The sequence below is a fragment of the Streptococcus sp. 2100 genome, from assembly GCF_013276335.1.
Classification (GTDB): Bacteria; Bacillota; Bacilli; order Lactobacillales; family Streptococcaceae; genus Streptococcus; species Streptococcus pseudopneumoniae.
In genome coordinates this window covers 1-21,035 of sequence record NZ_VMKV01000012.1, presented here as the reverse complement: position 1 = coordinate 21,035, position 21,035 = coordinate 1, and the positions used below count along the sequence as shown (strand labels likewise).

The window sequence follows — 21,035 nt, the reverse complement described above, 5'->3', positions numbered from 1 at the left end:
GGTTTATGAGATAATTTCTATAATTTCTCGTAAACTTTGCACCCTATCATTTATTTTAACATATTTTTGAAAATCTGTAACTAGCTGATGAGAAATTTTTCCATTTGTGTATACTTTTGCAACAATTTCTCCCTTTTGAACGGAATCTCCAACTTTCTTTTCAAAAACAATTCCTGTTTCATAATCCAAGGCATCAGACTTGACTGCACGGCCTGCCCCCAGTCTCATAGCATAAAGCCCAAATTCCATAGCTGGAAGAGCTGAAATAACACCCGTCTCCTGAGCAGGGATTTCCACCACATGGGACACATTTACAGGACGATAGAGGTCTTCTAAGTCTCCACCTTGGGCTTGGACCATTTCCTCAAACTTAGCCAGCGCTTGGCCATTTTCAAGATGTTGGCGAACTTCTTCAACTGTTTTATTTACATTTGCCAGACCAAGCATAATTTGAGCCAATTCACAAATAAAGTGGGTAATATCCTGACGTCCTTGACCTTGTAGAATCTCCAATGCTTCAAGGATTTCCAGACGATTTCCAATCGCACGCCCTAAAGGCTGGCTCATATCCGTAATCACCGCTACTGTCTTCCGGCCAACAGCCTTACCAAGTTCCACCATGGTTTGAGCCAACTCACGCGCCTCATCAACCGTCTTCATGAAGGCGCCCTCACCGACAGTTACGTCTAGCAAAATAGCATCCGCTCCTGCCGCGATTTTCTTGCTCATCACCGAACTCGCAATCAAAGGAATCGTGTCGACAGTTGCGGTCACATCACGGAGGGCGTAGAGAAGTTTATCTGCTTTAACCAGCTGGTCTGATTGCCCAATGACAGATACACCAATATCCTGAACCTGACGAATAAAATCCTCTTGACTGCGCTCGACTTGATAGCCTTTAATGGACTCCAATTTATCAATTGTCCCACCAGTATGACCAAGGCCACGACCACTCATTTTTGCCACAGGCACACCAAAGCTAGCAACAAGAGGAGCTAAAATCAAGGTTACCTTATCGCCGACACCACCAGTAGAATGCTTGTCAACTTTCACACCATCAATGGCAGACAGGTCAAACTCTTGCCCTGTCTTGACCATCTTCATGGTCAAATCAGATATTTCTCGAGTCGTCATTCCTTTAAAATAAACAGCCATAGCAAAGGCAGACATCTGATAATCAGGAACAGTTCCTGATACATAGCCTTCTATCAGCCATTCAATTTCACTTGAAGTCAGTTCTTGACCGTCTCGTTTTTTTTGGATTAAATCAACTGCTCTCATTCTTTCACACTTCTAAGGATATAGTATCCCTTATCTTTTTTAAGGATTTCACAATTGCCAAACACATCTTCCATCTTAGACTTGGCACTTGGAGCCCCTTGTTTTTTCTGGATGACGATGGTCAAATCTCCACCAATTTCCAAGAAATCTTTACTTTTCTCGATAATTTCATGAACGACTTTTTTTCCAGCACGAATAGGGGGATTGGAAATGACATGTTCAAATTTCCCTTCAACTTGTTCATAGATGTTGGACTGGAAAATCGTCGCTTCTACTTTATTTCGTTCAGCATTTTGTCGCGCCAAACCCAAGGCACGATTATTGATATCGACCATGGTAGCCTGAACGCCATAAGCCTTAGCTAAAGACAAGCCCAAAGGTCCGTAACCACAGCCTACATCAAGGACAGTTTCTCCTTGGTTGACCTCCAGACACTTGAGCAAAAGCTGACTTCCGAAGTCAACCATCTTCTTGCTAAAAACACCTGCATCCGTCAGAAAGGTCATTTTTTCTCCCAACAATTCTACTCTCAACTCATGAATGTCGTGAGCAGCGTCAGGATTTTCTGCATAGTACATTTTATTCATAACCCTATTCTATCATATTTTGGATCGAATTGTAAATCGTTTACATATCCAAAATAAAACAAAAAGATTGAAGGAAGGTGCGTTACAATAGCTCCCCTTCAATCTCTTTCAACTTTTATAAGCAACTTGTATTTCATCTAGGACTACAGCTATCATTGCCATGATAAAACAACAAATTTATTGTCTATAATCAAGCGCATTTTTATTACTATTGCTTAACCTTCAGATACTTAATTATCAACAAAATTCCCAACAAAATATTTAGATAAAAGCCCAATTGATACGTTTGTGTCAGGATTTCCAAACTTGTCCAAAGTCGTATCAAATCTTCTAGTGACATGCGGAAGAAATAACCCTCTGTCGCAATCCATAGAACTAAAAAGCAATAACTACCAGCAGCAAGCCATTTCGCCCATCGTTTTTTTAGGAAGAAAGCAATCAAAAGCGAACAGATAAAGACAGCTGTTACAATGGCATGTTCCATCAAAAAAGTAAAACCGTAATAGATTTCCACAAAGCGTCTACCATTATCCGCATTGACTCCTTTTATAAAAGGTAAGGCAAAACTTAAAATAAAACAGAGTTCCAATAGGTAACGTTTCAAGATTTTCATAGTACACCTCCTATAAGTTATAAACCCCAAAGCCCCCTTTATAGCTGATAAGTCAGTAGAAAGCAGCTCCTACTTCATCAATAAATTGTTCATCCTCTATCTACTTATATTATATACTATTGACTTACCACATTCAAGAAACCGCTTTATTTTTTTAACTTTTTATGGTATGATAGACAAAATATCTAGGGGAAAACAAATGACCAACGAATTTTTACATTTTGAAAAAATCAGTCGCCAGACTTGGCAATCTTTACATCGAAAGACGACACCTCCTTTGACAGAAGAGGAATTAGAATCCATCAAGAGTTTTAATGACCAGATTAGCTTGCAGGATGTTACCGATGTCTATCTCCCCCTAGCCCATCTCATCCAGATTTACAAGCGTACCAAGGATGATTTGGCCTTTTCAAAAGGGATTTTCCTTCAACGTGAAAGCAAATCCCAGCCTTTTATCATTGGGGTTTCTGGGAGTGTTGCCGTTGGAAAATCCACAACCAGTCGCCTACTTCAAATCCTACTGTCCCGTACACTTACAGATGCTAGGGTTGAGTTGGTAACAACTGACGGCTTTCTCTATCCCAACCAGACCTTGATTGAACAAGGGATTTTAAATCGTAAGGGATTTCCTGAAAGCTATGATATGGAAGCTCTTCTCAACTTCTTGGACTGCATCAAAAATGGACAAGATGTGGATATTCCTGTCTACTCTCATGAAGTCTATGACATCGTCCCTGAAGCAAAACAACGAGTAAAAGCTGCTGACTTTGTGATTGTCGAGGGGATTAACGTCTTTCAAAATCCACAAAACGAGCGTCTCTATATTACTGACTTCTTTGACTTTTCCATCTATGTTGATGCTTCAGTTGATGACATCGAGAGTTGGTATCTAGACCGTTTCTTGAAAATCCTGAGCCTAGCCCAAAACGACCCTGATAGCTACTATTATCGTTTTACACAAATGCCGATTGGGGAAGTGGAATCCTTTGCCCATCAGGTCTGGACCAGTATCAATCTCACAAATCTACAAAATTATATTGAACCAACTAGAAATCGTGCAGAAGTGATTCTTCATAAAACAAAGAACCATGAAATCGATGAAATTTACTTAAAAAAATAATTTTCCCTTGTCAAAACGTAAGTTTTCAGATATAATGGTATAGTTAGTAAATATGGAGGTAAGAACATTGGCAAACATTAAATCAGCTATCAAACGCGCTGAATTGAACGTTAAACAAAACGAAAAGAACTCAGCTCAAAAATCAGCTATGCGTACTGCTATCAAAGCTTTCGAAGCAAACCCATCTGAAGAACTTTTCCGTGCTGCTAGCTCAGCTATCGATAAAGCAGAAACTAAAGGTTTGATTCACAAAAACAAAGCAAGCCGCGATAAAGCTCGTCTTTCAGCTAAACTTGCTAAATAAGAAACAGTCCATAGAGGCTGTTTTTTTGTCTCCAAATAGGAAAAGGTAGAAAATGAAAATTGCAATTATCGGATATTCTGGTGCTGGTAAGTCAACGCTAGCTGAAAAGTTATCTCTCTACTACTCCATCCCAAAACTTCATATGGACACACTCCAATTTCAACCTGGTTGGCAAGACAGTGACCGTGATTGGATGTTAACCGAGATGAAAAATTTTCTCACCAAGCATGAAGCTTGGGTCATCGATGGTAATTATTCTTGGTGTTATTACGAAGAAAGAATGCAGGAAGCTAACCAAATCATCTTTTTAAACTTCTCTGCTTGGAATTGTTTGCTAAGAGCCTTTAAGCGCTATTTAAAATACAGAGGAAAAGTGAGAGAAAGCATGGCTAAGGGATGCCCCGAGCAATTCAACTGGGAATTTATTCGTTGGATTCTCTGGGATGGTCGAACAAAAAATGCTAAGGATAGATACCAATATTTAAACAATACTTACCCAGAAAAGATGCGTATTCTCCATTCTCAAGCAGAGATTGATTGTTTTTTGCAATCTCTTAAAAAATAGACGGTAGAGCAACATTTCATTAAGGTCACAGTATGGACTGAATGACTAAAAAAGGAAGATTTTCATCCAGAAAGTCTTCCTTTTGTGTTCTCTTTTATTCAGCAATCAAGGTTTCTAATCCAACCTTCATCATATCGGTGAAGGTATTTTGACGTTCTTCTGCAGTCGTGTCCTCATCTGGATTAACCAAGCTATCAGAGATTGTCATAATAGCTAGCGCGTCAACATGGTGTTGGGCTGCCAGATAGTAAAGTGCTGCTGCTTCCATTTCCACAGCCTTGACTCCCCATTTACCAAGCTCGATGTTCTTTTCAAAGTAGTTTGAATAAAAGACATCAGATGACAAAACGTTCCCAACGTGGGTTGTCATACCGAGATTTTTGGCAATATGATAAGCCTTATCTAGCAAATCAAAGCTAGCGATTTGTGGGAAATCGTACTGTGGCCAGTCATTGCGGATGATGTTAGAGTTGGTTGCAGCTGCCTGCGCCAAAACCAATTCACGTACGTGGACATCTGCATTCAAAGATCCTGCAGTTCCCACACGAATCAATTTTTTCACTCCGTAGTCAACAATTAACTCACGCGCATAAATCGAAATAGATGGCATTCCCATCCCAGTTCCCATAACAGATACACGGTGACCCTTGTAAGTACCAGTGTAACCAAACATGTTACGCACTTCGTTAAAACAAACAGCATCTTCAAGGAAATTCTCCGCAATAAATTTCGCACGAAGAGGATCCCCTGGAAGAAGAATTTTATCAGCAATTTCACCCTGCTGAGCAGCAATATGGATAGACATAATTTATGATACAAAGAGCGACAAGAAAACGACTGAAAATTAGGAATCTGACGAGAAATCCTGATTTTTCAGTCAGATTATCTATTTTCCAAGTTTTCCGCTCGTGTTCAAATCAGAACACACGCTCTACCTTTCTTTATTTTATATTGAGAAAGATACCAAACCCGTCAAAAAGCAAAGGGAAAATAGGAGTTGGGCGCAGTGAGCGATGCTCGCTAGACCAACTATCTTTTTCCCACTGCTTTTAGGGTGGGGTCAATTCCTTTCTTAATTTTGATGATATTGAGAAGATTAGAACGGCTTCAATTCAAACCCGAACTCCCCTTCTCTTCTGAGTTTTTAGAAAAGTTTTCCGCTCGTGTTCAAATCAAAACACGCGCTCTACCTGTCTTTTTTATATTTTATATTGAGAAAGATACCAAACCCGTTAAAAAGCCAAAGGGAAAATAGGAGTGGGGCGCAGTGAGCGATGCTCGCTAGACCAACTATCTTTTTCCCACTGCTTTTATGATGGGTTCAATTCCTTTCTTTCTTAATTTTGATAATATTGAGAAGAGTAGATCGGATTCAATTCAAACCCGAACTCCCCTTCCTTTCTAAGTTTTTAGAAAAGTTTTTCCGCTCATGTTCAAATTAGAACACCTCACTATACCTTTCTGTTTAATTTTGTTCTCTCACAGATAGCTACCTGAGTTCTATTCAAGCTCAGGTAGTACTTTCTTATAAACTAAATCATCTCATTCTTGAATAGTAGGATTTTTTACAAGACATCGTCATCAGAAATCTTAGAATTTAATGTTGTTCCCCAATGGGTAATTTTACGGTGGGGTTGAGCTAAAATTGGTCTGTTTTCATAGATTGTTTGCCATCTATTCCATAGTAGACCTGTCTTTTTCTCAATCTTAATTCGCAGATTTCTCATGTTTCCTTTGATTGGGAGGTTGAGGACAAAACCTGCAGTCTGGTTGCGACCGTTTCCTTCCCAAGAACGACTACGAACAACTTGGTTTCCATCTTTGTCTACTGTAACTTCTTCCCAAGTTATAGAGTAGCGGGCAATATAAGCTCCACTATGTTGAATTGTCAATGTTTTGTCTTTCACAGGCGTTTGACTGATTGGTTGAACTGGCTTAGAAACTTGTGTCGCCGTCTCACCATTCGTAGCGATAAAGCGGAAAACTTCTACTTCTGCAAGACTGAGGGCTTGATTGTTCTTACGTAGTTGCACACGAACACGGCGTCCCAATTTCCCATTTAATTGAACATCCAAGCTCGTTCCGTCAAGTTTAGCAACATACTGTCTAGCAACTTCTTTCCCTTTTTCATCATATAAAATCACATCAAAGTCTGACAGACGTTTAGAAAGCTCTCCATCCCCACGGTTATGAAGGCGAACAAGTCCTACCTGTTCTGTACGACCTAAATCAACTTCCCACCAAGGCTGGTTTTCAAATTTTGTATGGGTAATTGATTGCTGGCTATAACTACTATTGGTATTGCCATCCAAGGCACGACTAGCATCTCCACCAAAATCAGTAGAACTTTGCTTAGCTTGTTTTTTCCAAGCGATATTCTCAGCACGATATACTTGGACTTCTGCAAGACTGAGGGCATTATAGCCTTCTAGCTCAATCCGAACATAGCGCGCTTTTTTATGGTTAATCGCAATTTGTGCTGACACATCTTTAAGAGATGTTATTCGTTTTCTCTCAATTTCTTTACCAGAACTGTCTAACAGAATGACATCAAAGTTTGCCAATCTATCCTGGGCAGTGTCTGTTCGGTTGTAAATATTGATTTGGCGAATGGTTTCTTCTTTAGCCAAATCTACTTGCCACCAAGGCTTAGATTGGAAGTTGGTATGAGTGACAGAATTGTGACCATAGTTACCATCAACTTTGCCATCCACAGCTCTTCTAGCATCTCCTTCGAAAGCTGTCGAACTTTGAGTAACCTGTTTCCCTAAGGTAATATTTTCCATTGGTTCCGCGCTTGGTTGACTAGAAGATTGGGGCAGAGCCTGTTTCTTAAAGAATCGCACTTTATCCAATTTTGGATCACGATAACCATGTTTATCCAAGGTAGTTCGTTTACCAATATTAAAGTTAGGAATATCATTCATTCGACTTTCAAAATAGCCACGAGAACGGTGTTTAAAGCGTGAATTACCTGTAAATGTAACAATATCACGATCGTTATGAATCAAGGGAGTCACAACATTATCATTATCAACCACATAATGCTTAATTTTTCCACTAACAGCTAATTTACGGCTTTCCAAACCAACATCCCAGAAATCATTCTCAGCATTCCAAACCGCTCTGGAAGTAATCACTTTAGGCGCACTGAAAGTCGTCACTTTTCGCAATACATGGTTATAAAAATCAGGATATTTTTGGTAAGCTTCAACCGCTGCAATCTGAGCTAGGTAGCCTCCAAGAGAATGGCCTGTCATATACAACTTGGTAATACTTGTATCCTTGGCTAATTCCCCAACAACCTTGCGGATATCATCCGCTTGCGCTGGTTTATTTCCTCCTAACAAAACAAAATCTGCACTTAAATCTTTTGCATCATTCCGTCTTGTTCCACGTATAGCCAACATGTGCACCGTTCCATCTTTGAGATAAGGAAGGTCGCTCTTGGTCTCAAATAAGAAAGCATCCAAGCCACTATCTGTATGATAGGCTTTTTTCATCTTCCAGAAAGAAGCCAATTCATTGTGCATGAGTTTGTATTCTTGACGGTCAAGATAGAGACTAGGGAAAGGATTCTTATGATCTAAAATTTTCTCAATATAATCATCGTCTCGATAGGCTAACTCCATAAAGAGAAGAGAATCACGGTCTGTGACATACCATTCTTTCTTATTGTCATCTTCTCCATCTGCCAAACCATCCCCATCACTGTCTGCTAGCAAGGGATGACTGTTATATCCTAGATAATCCTTACCATCTTTGTTGTACACATAAAGTTCATCTTTGTTTTTGATGCCATCTTGGTCATCATCCCCTTCCAAATCAAGAACTTTTTCACCGTAGAGAGATTCATCAATCAAATCATTTTCTAAATGCAATTCCCCTTTGGAAATCTTCACCAAATCTTCTGCTGTTAGAGAACGAGTATTTGTTGGTTTTTCTGTCACAGCTTCTTCTTTAGTTTCTTCTACAGGAGCAAGAATAGGTAAGTATTGAGCTGGCTCGGTTATCTCTACTTTTGACTCTTCCCTTTTGTTTTCAAGAACTTCACTTGCTTCCGGAAGCGTTTGAGGAGCTAGTCTTGACTCCTCTCTAAGAGGAGTTTCTAGTTTTGGAGTAGCATTTTCCGGCTCTCTCAATTCCTCCTTAGGATCTAGCACTCTTGTTGCCACTTCAGATGTTACATCTTGCTGTAGTTCATTGGCTGAAATTCCAGCTGGAGCTAGAAATGCAAAGCCGACTGCAACAGATACAACTCCGATACTTAATTTTTTTATGCCAAAGCGCATCATTCGTTGACCAATTTTCATTATTCTTTATCTTTCTTTTCGTTTATTTGTAAGCAGACTCAAGCGAAATCTCCTTGTCCCCTATATAGGACAAGACTGAGAAATTCAGAAAGTAATACTCTTCGAAAATCTCTTCAAACCACGTCAGCGTCGCCTTACCGTAGATATGGTCACTGNNACTGTGTTTTGAGCAACCTGCGGCTAACTTCCTAGTTTGCTCTTTGATTTTCATTGAGTATAAATTCATTCTTATCTCTTCTTATCATACTAGTCTGCTTGGCTAGGAAGCTAATTCCAGCATCCTAGATTCTTGTCTTTCACAATGCTAACTATCAGACTCTTTCAGTTACAAGAGTAGGAAGAAACCCATAGTCTACCTATGTTTCTTCTTTGTTCCGAATAGCCAGTCAATCATGAAAAGGTAGAGGTATTCCCCCTTTTAAATCTTTTTTCTTACAATTCTGCAAGAATCGCTTTAAGCAAACCTTTGAAATCACCTTTGACACCTTCAGTCACTTCTACAACTTCTTCGTGATTGAGTTCTTCTTGGAAACCAGCCGCAAAGTTAGTGATACATGAAATTCCCAGAACTTTCAAGCCAGAGTGGGCTGCCACGATAACTTCAGGAACCGTAGACATACCAACTGCATCTGCTCCCAGTGTCTTATAGGCACGGATTTCTGCTGGTGTTTCATAAGTTGGACCAGTAACACCGATATAGACACCTTCATCAAGCTTGATATCAAGTTTTTTAGCAACTTCATGGGCAGTAGCACGGTATTCTGGAGTGTAGGCCTTAGACATATCTGGGAAACGTGGACCAAAGTCATCCAAGTTTTCACCCATCAATGGATTTTGCCCCGTCATGTTGATATGGTCTGAGATAGCCATCAAAGTACCAGGACCATATCCAATACCACCAGCTGCATTGGTTACAATGACACCTTCACATCCAAGAACTTTCATGACACGTACTGGGAAAGTCACGACCTCCAGAGGATTTCCTTCGTAAAAATGGAAACGACCTTGAAGAGCCAAGACCTTGCGACCTGCAAGGTCACCATATACTAATTTACCAGCGTGACCGACTACTGTAGAGCGGCCCCAGTTTGGAATCTCAGCATAGTCTACTGCAACTGGATTTTCGATTTCTTCTGCCAGTTCTCCCAGTCCTGATCCAAGGATTAGACCGAACTCAGGCGCTTGAATTCCCTTGTCTTTCAGGAAAGCAGCTGTTTCATGGATTTTGTTTAAAAATGTCATTGTGTGTCTCCTTTATTATTTTTTTAGCATTTGACCGATTTTTTCAAAAGTTTTAGCATTGCGAATGGTAATGTGGCGATAGAAAGGCATCTTGAGCAGATCCTTGTGATAGGCAGTTTTAGAGTAGGTTTCTTCAGAAAATTTCCCCAGAAAATCCCAAGTTTTCCAAAATAAAGCACTTCATCTTTCAGCTCTAAACTTTCAACTGTCGCGATGACTTGGTCCACATCCAAACCCTCAGTGTAAAAGAGAAAATCTTTTCGTGCCAAGTCTCTGTTCCACCAAGCTGGTAGATTTTCAAGTTCCGCCTCAAAGTCCTCTAGACTCAGTAAAGAAAAGCTCTGAATAAATGGATAATGGACTGCAAAGAAAGTCTCTAGCTTTTCAACCAATTGGGCTTTGGAATCTATCGAAGTAAAGAAAATATTGCCACTATTGATGTAGCTCTCAACCTTTTCCAGTCCCAAGTTTGTCAATTCTTGACGAAGCTCCGCCATGACGACCTTATTCTTACCACCAACATTGATACCTCTCACCAGCAAAGCATAGCGCGTCATCTTATACCAATTTATCTAAGAAACTTTCCCCAATCATAGCAGTTTCCACACCAAAGTTATCGGCAACAGTCGCTGAAATATCTGCAAAATGTCCTACTGGAATGAGACCATTTCCTTTAAAGGCAGGGCTATAGGCCAACAATGGAATATATTCCCGAGTGTGATCCGTTCCTGCATACGTTGGGTCATTTCCATGGTCCGCAGTAATCAAGAGAAGGTCATTCTCTCTCATAGCTGCGATAATTTCAGGTAAGCGTTCATCAAACTCATGCAAACAATCACGGTAACCGTGAGCATTACGACGATGGCCGTAAAGGGCATCAAAGTCAACTAGGTTTGTGAATGAGAATCCTTTTTCAAACTCAGCAAGTCCCATAGTCTTCAATAGTGTATCAATTCCATGACTATTTGACTTGTTGTGACCCATGTCATGGTTGATACCAGCACCGTTAAAGATATCGTTGATTTTACCCACAGCATAAGTATCGATACCAGCCTCATTCAATTTATCCAAAACAGTTGGGGAAAATGGAGATACAGCCAAGTCACGACGGTTTGCCGTACGAGTGAAGTTACCTGGTTCACCTACATAAGGGCGAGCAATGATGCGACCAAGAAGGGCAGGACGCTCAAGGGTAATCGAACGAGCGTATTCACAGATACGGTACAATTCATCCAAAGGAATAATGTCTTCGTGGGCAGCAATCTGCAAAACAGGGTCAGCTGAAGTATAGATAATCAACTCTCCAGTTTCCATCTGACGTGGTCCAAAATCATCGATAACAGCCGTTCCTGAATAAGGTTTGTTGGCTTCACGAATAACCTTGCGTCCTGAGAATTCTTCGATTTTTGTCAGGATTTCTTCTGGGAATCCGTTCCAGAAAGTATCGAAAGGCTCAGTAATGTTGAGTCCCATGATTTCCCAGTGTCCAGTCATAGTATCCTTACCAAGAGATACTTCCTCTAATTTTGTTGCATATCCAGTTGGATTGCTTTCAGCTGCTACAGTCTTAAGAGGAGTTTCACGAGGAATATTTCCAAGACCTATTTTAGCCATGTTTGGGACATTCAAACCAACTGTTTTTGAAATGTGTCCCAGTGTGTCAGAAGCTCCATCTGGAACCCCTGCATTGACAAAGTTATTAGCATCTGGTGCTGCACCGATTCCTACAGAATCCAGTACCACCAAATGAATACGATTAAATTTAGACATCTTATGCCCCCTTCTATTTTCCTTTTTTTGAAGTTGAAATCTGAACTCCATCTCGTCCAGCAACGATTACCTTATCCACCATTTGGTTGAATAAACCATGCTCCACAACACCAACGACATGGTCCAATTCTTGTCCAAAAGCAATTGGATTTTCAATGACATCCAAGGCGAGGTCAATGATAAAATTCTGCATATCCGTCACAAAACGTTGGCCGTCTTTTTCACGGAAACTTGGTTTGTAGCCAGCTCGCTCAAAACGACGAAAGACTTGTTCTGCGCCATACTGAACCACTTCTACTGGCAATTTAAAAGCACCTAGTTTTTCGACCAGCTTGCTTTCATCCACCACCCAAATGTATTCTTTTGATGGTGTTGCGACCACCTTTTCCATGAGAAGGGCACCACCACCGCCTTTGATTCCGTTAAACTGACTATCCACTTCATCCGCGCCATCAACCGTCACATCGACAAAGTCTACTTGGTCAATAGACTTGAGCGGGATATTAAGGCCTTCTGCCTGTTTAGTGGTCACACTAGAAGTTGTTACAGCTGTAATCTGCAATCCTTCTTCCTTGATACGACGACCGATTTCTTCTACAAAATAATAGGCAGTCGAGCCTGTTCCAAGTCCAACGACCATTCCATCGCTCACGAACTCAGCAGCCTTGATACCTGCCATTTTCTTCAGATTTTCCACCGATTTACCTCCATCATTCTCAGTTCTTATTCTACTATGAAATCGCTTTTTATTCAAGTAAAAAGATCAAATTTACATTTTTTATCAATCTTTCTTTGAAAACATGCATTTTATTTTTATAAAACGAATAAAAATGAATTTATCTTTTATGTATTTGCTTTGTTCATCTCTTTCCAGTTCCAAAAACAAGACCTTAACTTTGATACGTCTAGTTTAGCATTAAAGCAGGCGCATTTCAAGAATCATAAATTAAGAGAAGGAAGTGGGTTTATCTATCTATTTTAAACAAGTTTATCTTTGCTTACCCTCTCTTGTTGACAAATAATTTTCATTACTTTAGGAATACAATTACTAATCTCCGTTGGCAAAACCACATACTGTTCTTGAGCTAGTTCTTGGGCAATAGCTGAATGAAGATGGGTCGCTACCGTCACACATTCGTAGAGACTGGCCTGTCGGAATTGGCCTGCAAATCCTGCAATCATTCCAGCAAGAGTATCTCCCATCCCCCCAGTCGCCTGATAGGGACCGCCGACCTGTAACTGGTAATAATCAGATTGGCTAGCTTGCCAAATACGAGTAGCCGGACCTTTCTCCACCAAAATTGTTCCTTGAGGAAATGAAGTCAGGGCACTAGCTGTTGCATCTTCCTTTTGCTTTTCAATAGCAATACCAGACAGCTTTTCCCATTCTTTTTGGTGGGGAGTTAGGATAAGCTGGTTAGACGGAAACGACAAACTTGTCCTAGCAAGAATGGTCAGGGCACCACCATCTACAATCAAAATCTGATTCTGTTTTAAGCTAGCAAAGACCTGTTTGACTAGATCTTCTCCAAAAGCATCGTCTCCTAAACCAGGTCCCAGCAAGACAACTTCTGCCTTCTCCAACTGCTCTTTTAACAATTGCTTGTCTTGAAGAGAAAATGCCATAGCCTCAGGTAAATGGCTGTGCAGAGCTGGAATATTTTCCCTGTCCGTTCCAACGGTCACCAATCCTGCACCACTCTTAACAGCAGCTAGTGCAGCCATAATGATAGCACCTCCATAAGGATAAGTGCCACCAAGCAGCAGCAGACGACCATGGTCTCCTTTATGACTTGTACGAGAACGTTCAATAATAACTTTTTCTAGTAAAGTTTGATCAATCACTTTCATCGTTTTTTCCTCTCGCTTTTATTATACAACAAAAAGGAGGCGCAGACCTCCTTTTGTAATCTTATATCTAAAATTTAATACTCATTTCTGCCATTTCAGATATAGCTATAGAAAATACACTCTCTTCAGCGATTTTTCTCTTATTTTCTATCCAATGTCCGAAGTGCTGCCTGATAAGTTTGCTCCATTAGCATGGTAATGGTCATAGGACCGACACCTCCAGGGACTGGCGTAATATGGCTAGCAAGCGGGGCAACTGCCTCATAATCAACATCCCCACAGAGCTTCCCATTTTCATCGCGGTTCATACCGACATCAATGACAACCGCACCTGGTTTGACAAAGTCAGCAGTCACAAACTTAGCACGACCGATTGCGACCACCAGAATATCTGCTTTAGCAGCCACCTTGGCAAGATTATGGGTGCGTGAATGGGTCAAGGTTACTGTTGCATTTTTGGCTAAAAGAAGCTGGGCCATGGGTTTTCCAACAATGTTTGAACGACCGATGACGACCGCATTTTTACCTTCTAATTCAATCCCATATTCATGAAACATTTCCATAATTCCTGCAGGTGTCGAAGGAATCATGACTGGATGACCAGACCAGAGACGCCCCATGTTTAAGGGATGGAACCCATCCACATCCTTTTCTGGATCAATAGACAATAGAACCGCCTCTTCATCAATGTGTTTTGGTAATGGCAACTGAACCAAAATCCCATGCCAAGCTGGATCCTGATTATATTTAGCAATCAGGTCTAACAATTCCTCTTGAGTAATGGTCTCTGGAACTCGCACTACTTCGCTACGGAAACCAGCCGCAAGGGCAGAACGTTCCTTGTTACGAACGTAGACTTGGCTGGCTGGATTGTCTCCAACCAAAATCACTACCAAACCAGGTACTAGACCTGTTTCTTCCTTTAATCTTGCAGTCTTTTCAGCCAACTGCCCCTGCAATTTGGCAGCTAAAGCTTTCCCATCAATAATCTGTGTCATATCACTTCTCTTTTCTTTCAAATATCTTCCATTATACCAAAAACTGCTAGTACCCTCTAACACTTCTTTCCTAGCCAACCTTATAGTTTCAAACTATAAGAAAAAGCTCTGGTTGAGCTTTTCACTAATCTTGTCTTGAAATTTTAAAATAGATTATAAAACCTTACTCAAGAAGTCTTTAGTCCGTTGTTCTTGGGTTTGTTCAAAAATCTGTTCAGGTATTCCGTCTTCAACAACCACACCGTCTGCCATAAAGATGACACGATCTGCCACCTCACGGGCAAATCCCATCTCATGTGTTACGATAACCATGGTCATTCCTGACTTGGCTAGATCTTGCATAACAGCCAATACCTCACCCACCATTTCAGGATCCAAGGCTGAAGTCGGTTCATCAAAGAGCAAAACATCTGGTTCCATTGCCAAACCACGCGCGATGGCAATCCGTTGCTGCTGCCCACCTGACAAACTCTGTGGATAAGCGTCTGCCTTATCCGGCAAACCAACTTTTTCCAACAGCTCTTGAGCTCTCTTCTCAGCAACTGCCTTGCTTTCACCTTTGGTCTTGATAGGTGACAAGGTAATATTTTCCATCACAGTCATATTAGGAAAGAGATTAAATTGTTGGAAAACCATGCCCATCTTCTCACGCATGGCAAAGAGGTCATTCTTCTTGTCCGTAATATCGACTCCCTCAAAGATAACCTTCCCCTTGGTTGCTTCCTCCAACAAATTCATAGAGCGAAGCAAGGTAGATTTCCCGCTCCCCGAAGGACCGATGATAACGACAACTTCTCCTCTTTTAATCTCGAGGTTGATGCCCTTCAATACTTCATTCTTTCCAAAAGATTTATGTAAATTTTCAATTTTTATCAAGATTTCTGTCATTATTTCTTATCTCCTTGTCCCATATGTTTTTCAAAAGCTTTCAAGGCTACTGTCAGAATAGAGGTCATAATCAAGTAGTAAAATGCTGCAAATAAAAGTGGTGTTAAAGGTAGATAGGTTGTTGTAGAAACTGTTGTAGCCCCATTCCACAACTCCATGACCCCAATAGCTGATAAGAGGGAGCTGTCCTTGATAATGGTGATAAATTCGTTCCCCAATGCTGGCAAAATATTTTTGATTGCTTGTGGCAAAATCACATACCGCATCGCATTTTTAGGACGAATCCCTAAAGAATAGGCCGCCTCTAACTGCCCCTTAGGAACCGCATTAATCCCAGCACGAACAGTCTCAGAAACATAAGCACCACTGTTCATAGAAATAATCAAAATCCCTGGAATCAGACGAGAAAGATCAACACCCAAAATCCCAACCTGAATAGTCGGAGCATTGATGTGCATAAGAGCAAAGGTAATCATAATCTGAACCATCATCGGTGTCCCACGGAAAATCCAAACGTACAAGTTGGCCAGCCAAACAAGCGGTTTAAACTTTGAACGTTGCCCAAAAGCCAAGACAACCCCCAAAATGGTTCCCAAAATGACAACACAGATAGAAATAAGAACCGTCACAACAGCCCCATAGTTAAAATAAGGTAAATACTTAGGTAAAAAAGAAAAATTCATAGTCACACTGCTTTCTAAAATAGAATACTGTATGATTATAACGTATATTGAATTAAAATTCAAATCTTTTATCCAATTTATTTAAAAATCTTTAAACTAGCAGAATTAGCGAGAAATCTTAGTTTTTTTCTAGTCAAGTTGGCCTCCTTTATGGTAAAATAGTAACGATAAGAAATGAAGGAGAATCAAAATGGAATCACATTTGGTTAGAATCATCAACCGCCTTGAAGCAATGGCAAACGATGGCGGAAATTTAAAACGTAATTTTGAACGTGAAGGAGTTGTTGTTGCAGAAGTTGCGTACAGCCACGACGAAGAAAACGGCTCAATCTTTACCCTTCGTGACGTAGAAGCTCGCGAAACGTATACGTTTGATAGCATTGACTTAATTGCAATGGAGATTTACGAACTTCTCTACTAATCTAAAACAAGCTGGGATTGTCCCTGCATGTCTAACCAAAATCCTTTTTGTCTCACAAATAGGATTTTTTTATAGTCCAAATTCACAAAAATTTTCATTGCAACAACTTTTCAAAGCTGCAATCTTTTTACTTGCTTTACACCCCAATCCTGTTATAATGAGAGTATAGGAATTTGACTATTTTTGACCTTTAAACAGATCAGGATAAAGAAAGAAATGAGGTAGATGTATGCTTTGTCAAAACTGTAAAATCAACGACTCAACAATTCATCTTTACACCAATCTCAATGGAAAACAAAAACAAATTGACCTCTGTCAAAACTGCTACAAGATTATCAAAACAGATCCTAACAATAGCCTCTTCAAAGGTATGACGGATCTGAACAATCGTGACTTCGATCCCTTTGGTGATTTTTTCAATGACCTAAACAATTTCAGACCTTCTAGCAATACTCCTCCTATTCCCCCAACCCAATCAGGTGGAGGTTACGGTGGAAACGGCGGTTATGGTTCCCAAAATCGTGGTTCTGCTCAAACTCCACCAGCAAGCCAAGAAAAAGGCCTGCTGGAAGAATTTGGTATCAACGTAACTGAGATTGCCCGTCGTGGAGACATTGACCCCGTTATTGGACGCGACGATGAGATTATCCGTGTCATCGAGATTCTCAATCGTAGAACCAAGAATAATCCTGTTCTTATCGGTGAACCGGGTGTCGGAAAAACTGCCGTTGTCGAAGGCCTAGCTCAGAAAATTGTTGATGGTGATGTTCCACATAAACTCCAAGGCAAACAAGTCATCCGTCTGGATGTGGTTAGCTTGGTGCAAGGAACGGGGATCCGTGGACAATTTGAAGAACGCATGCAAAAACTCATGGAAGAAATTCGCAAACGTGAGGACATCATCCTCTTTATCGATGAAATCCATGAAATTGTCGGTGCTGGTTCTGCGAGTGATGGTAATATGGACGCAGGAAATATCCTCAAGCCAGCCCTTGCTCGTGGGGAACTGCAACTGGTCGGCGCTACTACCCTCAATGAATACCGTATCATTGAAAAGGATGCTGCCCTCGAGCGTCGTATGCAGCCTGTCAAGGTTGATGAACCAACGGTGGAAGAAACAATCACTATCCTCAAAGGGATTCAAAAGAAATACGAAGACTACCACCACGTTCAATATACCGATGCTGCAATTGAAGCAGCTGCAACTCTTTCCAATCGTTACATCCAAGATCGCTTCTTACCTGACAAGGCCATTGACCTCCTAGATGAAGCTGGTTCTAAGATGAATTTGACCTTGAATTTTGTAGACCCTAAAGTCATTGATCAGCGCTTGATTGAGGCTGAAAATCTCAAGTCTCAAGCTACACGAGAAGAAGATTTTGAAAAAGCCGCCTACTTCCGTGACCAGATTGCCAAATATAAGGAAATGCAAAAGAAAAAGGTCACAGACCAGGATACTCCAATCATCAGTGAAAAAACCATTGAGCATATTATTGAGCAGAAAACCAACATCCCTGTTGGTGATTTAAAAGAGAAAGAACAATCTCAACTCATCCATCTAGCCGAAGATCTCAAGTCTCATATTATTGGCCAAGATGATGCAGTCGATAAGATTGCTAAGGCTATTCGCCGTAATCGTGTCGGTCTTGGTACGCCTAACCGTCCAATTGGAAGCTTCCTCTTTGTCGGACCAACTGGGGTCGGTAAGACAGAACTTTCCAAACAATTAGCTATCGAACTCTTTGGTTCTGCTGATAGTATGATTCGCTTTGATATGAGTGAATACATGGAAAAACACAGTGTGGCTAAGTTGGTCGGCGCTCCTCCAGGTTATGTTGGCTATGATGAGGCTGGTCAATTAACTGAAAAAGTTCGCCGCAATCCATATTCTCTCATCCTTCTCGATGAAGTGGAAAAAGCTCACCCAGATGTTATGCACATGTTTCTACAAGTCTTGGACGATGGTCGTTTGACAGATGGGCAAGGACGGACCGTTAGCTTCAAGGATGCCATCATTATCATGACCTCAAATGCAGGTACAGGTAAGTCTGAAGCCAACGTTGGATTTGGGGCTACTAGAGAAGGACGTACCAACTCTGTTCTCGGTGAACTCGGTAACTTCTTTAGCCCAGAGTTTATGAACCGTTTTGATGGCATTATCGAATTTAAGGCTCTCAGCAAGGATAATCTCCTTCAGATTGTCGAGCTCATGCTAGCAGATGTTAACAAGCGCCTCTCTAGCAACAACATTCATTTGGATGTAACTGACAAGGTCAAGGAAAAGCTGGTTGACCTAGGTTATGATCCAAAAATGGGAGCACGCCCACTTCGTCGGACTATTCAAGACTATATTGAGGACGCAATCACTGACTACTACCTTGAAAATCCAAGCGAAAAAGACCTCAAAGCAGTTCTGACTAGCAAGGGAAACATTCAAATTAAGTCTGCCAAAAAAGTTGAAGTAAAAACTTATGAAAAAGAAGTATAAATCCTATAGAAAAGGAGTAGAAAATGAAAATTTTCTGCTCTTTTTACTAAAATAACTATAAGTTCTTGACAGCTCTGCCTTTGTCCATTATGATAATAATAAAGATACTAGATAATGAGGAAAATGCAATGGCAAACCCAACTTTCGGAGAAAAAAAAGCAAATACAGACTATGTTGCACGCTATGGAGTGTATGCAGTTATCCCTGACGCTAAACAAAAACAAATTGTTCTTGTTCAAGCACCTAATGGCGCTTGGTTCCTACCAGGTGGCGAAATTGAAGCAGGTGAAAATCATCAGGAAGCCCTAAAGCGTGAATTGATTGAAGAGCTTGGTTTCACAGCTGAAATTGGTACCTATTATGGACAGGCTGATGAATACTTCTACTCTCGTCATCGTGATACCTACTACTACAATCCTGCCCACCTCTATGAAGCGACTTCTTTCAAAGAAGTGCAAAATCCACTAGAAGACTTTAATCATATTGCCTGGTTCCCTATTGACGAGGCTATCCAAAATCTTAAACGTGGTAGCCATAAATGGGCCATCCAATCTTGGAAAAAACAGCATAAGATTGACTAATACTCTTCGAAAATCTCTTCAAACCACGTCAGCGTCGCCTGACCGTAGATATGGTCACTGNNAACCTGCGGCTAGCTTCCTAGTTCGCTCTTTGATTTTCATTGAGTATAAATCAAGCGACTTTATTCAAAAAGTGCTATAATAGAATTAGAAAATCGGAGGAAATATTATGAAGCTTATCAATACGACAAACTCACACTCGCAACTTGTAAAAAATCAGCTAGAAAGTACCGATGCAACCCTTGTTGAGGTTTATTCTGCAGGGAATACAGATGTTATTTTTACCCAAGCGCCGCTTCACTATGAAATCCTCATCTCAAACAAACACCGTGCTATTCGTGAGCCTGAAATCGAAACCATTCAAGAATTTTTCTTGAAACGTAAAATTAATAAGGACTCTATTGATGAAGCCAATATCAAGACACTCTACTCAGAGAAATTAATTGGAATTTCAATCCCAATCCAGTGAGGAAATTGAGTAAAAACTCTACTTGAGCGAAAGTCCAATAAGTCTTCCCACAATAAAACGCATAGTATTGAGGTACACTGTACACTCGCTATTATGCGTTTTTATATAGTAGATTGAAACTATAATAGTACACCTCTACTTCTAAAACATTGTTAGAAATCGATTTGACTGTCCTGATCGATTTGTCCTATTCTTATTTCATTTTATAGTCATTTAGTTTTAAAAAGCATTCCAAACATTCAAAAATAGTTGGAACTTCCCTTAATAAATCCGTCACTTTCTTTTTCAAGATAGCCCAAGCTTGCTCAATAGGATTCAAATCCGGTGAATAAGGTGGTAGAGGTAAGAAAAAGTGTTTATCTTGGATGCAGAGTTCATCCAAAATGTTCTTGGTATGAAAACTAGCATTGCCCATGACAATAACATGAGGTGTCTTCAAAGCAGGTAGGAGTTGCGTTTTGAACCACTCCACAAAGAAATCGCTTGTCCTGCTGTTCTTGTAAATCATGGGAGCTATAAACTCTCCGTCTACTTGTCCTGCAACAATTGAAGTTCGCTCAAAACGACGTCCGCTAATCTTTTCATAGACTTTCTCCCCTCTAGGAGCCCCTGCATAAGGACGATAGAGGTAGCGGTCGATTCCTGTTTCATCAATATATACGATTGGTAAATCGTTTAGGTTATCCAAAATATCAAGAAACTCAGCGACTTTCTCTGGGTCTTGTTCCTTAAAGCTCGTCATCTTTTTTTGAAGTGACCTTCATCTGCTTTAAAGCTGCCCATACTGAAGGGACAGCACAATCAAAATGTGCCGCAATTTCCCGTAAAAAAGCATCTGGATGAGCCTCTACAAAGGATTTC

At 40.5% G+C, this 21,035-nt stretch carries 19 protein-coding genes and 3 pseudogenes; 7 read left to right on the top strand and 15 right to left on the bottom strand.

Annotated elements, in window-relative coordinates; translation table 11 throughout:
• Positions 1 to 3: 3 nt before the first annotated feature.
• The 3 genes from HT669_RS01785 to HT669_RS01775 all read right to left on the bottom strand — a co-directional run bounded on the left by HT669_RS01785 (position 4) and on the right by HT669_RS01775 (position 2,481).
• On the bottom strand, positions 4 to 1,281 hold the full coding sequence (locus HT669_RS01785) for a pyrimidine-nucleoside phosphorylase (protein WP_050207874.1): 1,278 nt from the start codon (positions 1,279 to 1,281) through the stop codon (positions 4 to 6).
• Positions 1,278 to 1,868 carry a class I SAM-dependent methyltransferase gene (locus HT669_RS01780; RefSeq protein ID WP_078374311.1) on the bottom strand — a complete coding sequence of 197 codons (591 nt, stop codon included), beginning with the start codon at positions 1,866 to 1,868 and terminating at the stop codon, positions 1,278 to 1,280. The genes HT669_RS01785 and HT669_RS01780 overlap by 4 nt, the downstream gene beginning before the upstream one ends.
• Positions 1,869 to 2,076: 208 nt before the next feature.
• The gene (locus HT669_RS01775; protein WP_050207875.1) at positions 2,077 to 2,481 is read right to left on the bottom strand and encodes a hypothetical protein; all 405 of its coding nucleotides are present in this window, start codon (positions 2,479 to 2,481) and stop codon (positions 2,077 to 2,079) included.
• A gap of 199 nt (positions 2,482 to 2,680) precedes the next feature.
• Between HT669_RS01775 and coaA the strand changes: the two genes are divergently transcribed.
• The 3 genes from coaA (at position 2,681) to HT669_RS01760 (ending at position 4,470) form a co-directional block, all read left to right on the top strand.
• On the top strand, positions 2,681 to 3,601 hold the full coding sequence (gene coaA, locus HT669_RS01770) for a type I pantothenate kinase (RefSeq protein WP_050207876.1): 921 nt from the start codon (positions 2,681 to 2,683) through the stop codon (positions 3,599 to 3,601).
• 67 nt (positions 3,602 to 3,668) lie between these two features.
• The gene (rpsT, locus tag HT669_RS01765; protein WP_001274000.1) at positions 3,669 to 3,905 is read left to right on the top strand and encodes a 30S ribosomal protein S20; all 237 of its coding nucleotides are present in this window, start codon (positions 3,669 to 3,671) and stop codon (positions 3,903 to 3,905) included.
• Positions 3,906 to 3,957: 52 nt separating this feature from the next.
• On the top strand, positions 3,958 to 4,470 hold the full coding sequence (locus HT669_RS01760; protein ID WP_000684199.1) for a DNA topology modulation protein: 513 nt from the start codon (positions 3,958 to 3,960) through the stop codon (positions 4,468 to 4,470).
• A gap of 94 nt (positions 4,471 to 4,564) precedes the next feature.
• Here the strand turns inward: HT669_RS01760 and deoD are convergent, their stop codons facing one another.
• The 11 genes and pseudogenes from deoD to HT669_RS01705 form a co-directional block, all read right to left on the bottom strand.
• The gene (gene deoD, locus HT669_RS01755; RefSeq protein ID WP_000022090.1) at positions 4,565 to 5,275 is read right to left on the bottom strand and encodes a purine-nucleoside phosphorylase; all 711 of its coding nucleotides are present in this window, start codon (positions 5,273 to 5,275) and stop codon (positions 4,565 to 4,567) included.
• Between the two features lie 760 nt (positions 5,276 to 6,035).
• Positions 6,036 to 6,956, bottom strand: a complete 921-nt coding sequence (locus HT669_RS11465) for a thiol-activated cytolysin C-terminal domain-containing protein (protein WP_283225753.1) — start codon at positions 6,954 to 6,956, stop codon at positions 6,036 to 6,038.
• A pseudogene (locus tag HT669_RS11460) lies at positions 6,948 to 8,762 on the bottom strand (discoidin domain-containing protein); the annotation flags it as partial. The gene HT669_RS11465 and the pseudogene HT669_RS11460, both read right to left, overlap by 9 nt.
• 453 nt (positions 8,763 to 9,215) lie before the next feature.
• The gene (locus HT669_RS01740; RefSeq protein WP_050207878.1) at positions 9,216 to 10,025 is read right to left on the bottom strand and encodes a purine-nucleoside phosphorylase; all 810 of its coding nucleotides are present in this window, start codon (positions 10,023 to 10,025) and stop codon (positions 9,216 to 9,218) included.
• A gap of 15 nt (positions 10,026 to 10,040) precedes the next feature.
• A pseudogene (locus tag HT669_RS01735) lies at positions 10,041 to 10,582 on the bottom strand (DUF1697 domain-containing protein).
• A gap of 1 nt (position 10,583) precedes the next feature.
• Positions 10,584 to 11,795, bottom strand: coding sequence for a phosphopentomutase (locus HT669_RS01730; RefSeq protein WP_000033102.1), 1,212 nt, complete (start codon positions 11,793 to 11,795; stop codon positions 10,584 to 10,586).
• Between the two features lie 13 nt (positions 11,796 to 11,808).
• Positions 11,809 to 12,492 (bottom strand): ribose-5-phosphate isomerase RpiA, encoded by a 684-nt coding sequence (gene rpiA, locus HT669_RS01725; protein ID WP_000429303.1) that lies wholly within the window; start codon positions 12,490 to 12,492, stop codon positions 11,809 to 11,811.
• Positions 12,493 to 12,773: 281 nt separating this feature from the next.
• A complete protein-coding gene (locus HT669_RS01720) occupies positions 12,774 to 13,646 on the bottom strand; it encodes an NAD(P)H-hydrate dehydratase (protein ID WP_000863091.1) in 873 nt (290 codons plus the stop codon).
• 140 nt (positions 13,647 to 13,786) lie between these two features.
• Positions 13,787 to 14,644, bottom strand: coding sequence for a bifunctional methylenetetrahydrofolate dehydrogenase/methenyltetrahydrofolate cyclohydrolase (locus HT669_RS01715; protein WP_172933611.1), 858 nt, complete (start codon positions 14,642 to 14,644; stop codon positions 13,787 to 13,789).
• Between the two features lie 153 nt (positions 14,645 to 14,797).
• A complete protein-coding gene (locus tag HT669_RS01710; protein WP_000136055.1) occupies positions 14,798 to 15,532 on the bottom strand; it encodes an amino acid ABC transporter ATP-binding protein in 735 nt (244 codons plus the stop codon).
• A complete protein-coding gene (locus HT669_RS01705; protein WP_031222958.1) occupies positions 15,532 to 16,215 on the bottom strand; it encodes an amino acid ABC transporter permease in 684 nt (227 codons plus the stop codon). The genes HT669_RS01710 and HT669_RS01705 overlap by 1 nt, the downstream gene beginning before the upstream one ends.
• Before the next feature lie 190 nt (positions 16,216 to 16,405).
• Between HT669_RS01705 and HT669_RS01700 the strand changes: the two genes are divergently transcribed.
• The 4 genes from HT669_RS01700 to HT669_RS01685 all read left to right on the top strand — a co-directional run bounded on the left by HT669_RS01700 (position 16,406) and on the right by HT669_RS01685 (position 20,174).
• Complete coding sequence (locus tag HT669_RS01700; RefSeq protein ID WP_000443574.1) at positions 16,406 to 16,636, top strand: DUF1797 family protein; 231 nt, start codon at positions 16,406 to 16,408, stop codon at positions 16,634 to 16,636.
• Between the two features lie 229 nt (positions 16,637 to 16,865).
• Positions 16,866 to 19,124 (top strand): ATP-dependent Clp protease ATP-binding subunit, encoded by a 2,259-nt coding sequence (locus HT669_RS01695; protein ID WP_000882510.1) that lies wholly within the window; start codon positions 16,866 to 16,868, stop codon positions 19,122 to 19,124.
• Between the two features lie 128 nt (positions 19,125 to 19,252).
• Complete coding sequence (locus tag HT669_RS01690) at positions 19,253 to 19,705, top strand: NUDIX hydrolase (RefSeq protein ID WP_050971398.1); 453 nt, start codon at positions 19,253 to 19,255, stop codon at positions 19,703 to 19,705.
• A gap of 169 nt (positions 19,706 to 19,874) precedes the next feature.
• Positions 19,875 to 20,174 carry a DUF1827 family protein gene (locus HT669_RS01685; protein ID WP_000767185.1) on the top strand — a complete coding sequence of 100 codons (300 nt, stop codon included), beginning with the start codon at positions 19,875 to 19,877 and terminating at the stop codon, positions 20,172 to 20,174.
• Positions 20,175 to 20,367: 193 nt separating this feature from the next.
• Here the strand turns inward: HT669_RS01685 and HT669_RS01680 are convergent.
• Positions 20,368 to 21,035, bottom strand: a pseudogene (locus tag HT669_RS01680) (IS630 family transposase); the annotation flags it as partial.

Bases quoted from the DNA above. Each gene is read 5' to 3' on its own strand.
- coaA (WP_050207876.1), top strand. From the start codon at position 2,681: ATGACCAACGAATTTTTACATTTTGAAAAAATCAGTCGCCAGACTTGG.
- HT669_RS01740 (WP_050207878.1), bottom strand. From the start codon at position 10,025: ATGACATTTTTAAACAAAATCCATGAAACAGCTGCTTTCCTGAAAGAC.
- HT669_RS01780 (WP_078374311.1), bottom strand. From the start codon at position 1,868: ATGAATAAAATGTACTATGCAGAAAATCCTGACGCTGCTCACGACATT.
- HT669_RS01775 (WP_050207875.1), bottom strand. From the start codon at position 2,481: ATGAAAATCTTGAAACGTTACCTATTGGAACTCTGTTTTATTTTAAGT.
- HT669_RS01685 (WP_000767185.1), top strand. From the start codon at position 19,875: ATGAAGCTTATCAATACGACAAACTCACACTCGCAACTTGTAAAAAAT.
- HT669_RS01715 (WP_172933611.1), bottom strand. From the start codon at position 14,644: ATGACACAGATTATTGATGGGAAAGCTTTAGCTGCCAAATTGCAGGGG.
- HT669_RS01730 (WP_000033102.1), bottom strand. From the start codon at position 11,795: ATGTCTAAATTTAATCGTATTCATTTGGTGGTACTGGATTCTGTAGGA.
- HT669_RS01760 (WP_000684199.1), top strand. From the start codon at position 3,958: ATGAAAATTGCAATTATCGGATATTCTGGTGCTGGTAAGTCAACGCTA.
- HT669_RS01720 (WP_000863091.1), bottom strand. From the start codon at position 13,646: ATGAAAGTGATTGATCAAACTTTACTAGAAAAAGTTATTATTGAACGT.
- deoD (WP_000022090.1), bottom strand. From the start codon at position 5,275: ATGTCTATCCATATTGCTGCTCAGCAGGGTGAAATTGCTGATAAAATT.
- HT669_RS01705 (WP_031222958.1), bottom strand. From the start codon at position 16,215: ATGAATTTTTCTTTTTTACCTAAGTATTTACCTTATTTTAACTATGGG.
- HT669_RS01700 (WP_000443574.1), top strand. From the start codon at position 16,406: ATGGAATCACATTTGGTTAGAATCATCAACCGCCTTGAAGCAATGGCA.
- HT669_RS01695 (WP_000882510.1), top strand. From the start codon at position 16,866: ATGCTTTGTCAAAACTGTAAAATCAACGACTCAACAATTCATCTTTAC.
- HT669_RS01690 (WP_050971398.1), top strand. From the start codon at position 19,253: ATGGCAAACCCAACTTTCGGAGAAAAAAAAGCAAATACAGACTATGTT.
- HT669_RS01785 (WP_050207874.1), bottom strand. From the start codon at position 1,281: ATGAGAGCAGTTGATTTAATCCAAAAAAAACGAGACGGTCAAGAACTG.
- HT669_RS01710 (WP_000136055.1), bottom strand. From the start codon at position 15,532: ATGACAGAAATCTTGATAAAAATTGAAAATTTACATAAATCTTTTGGA.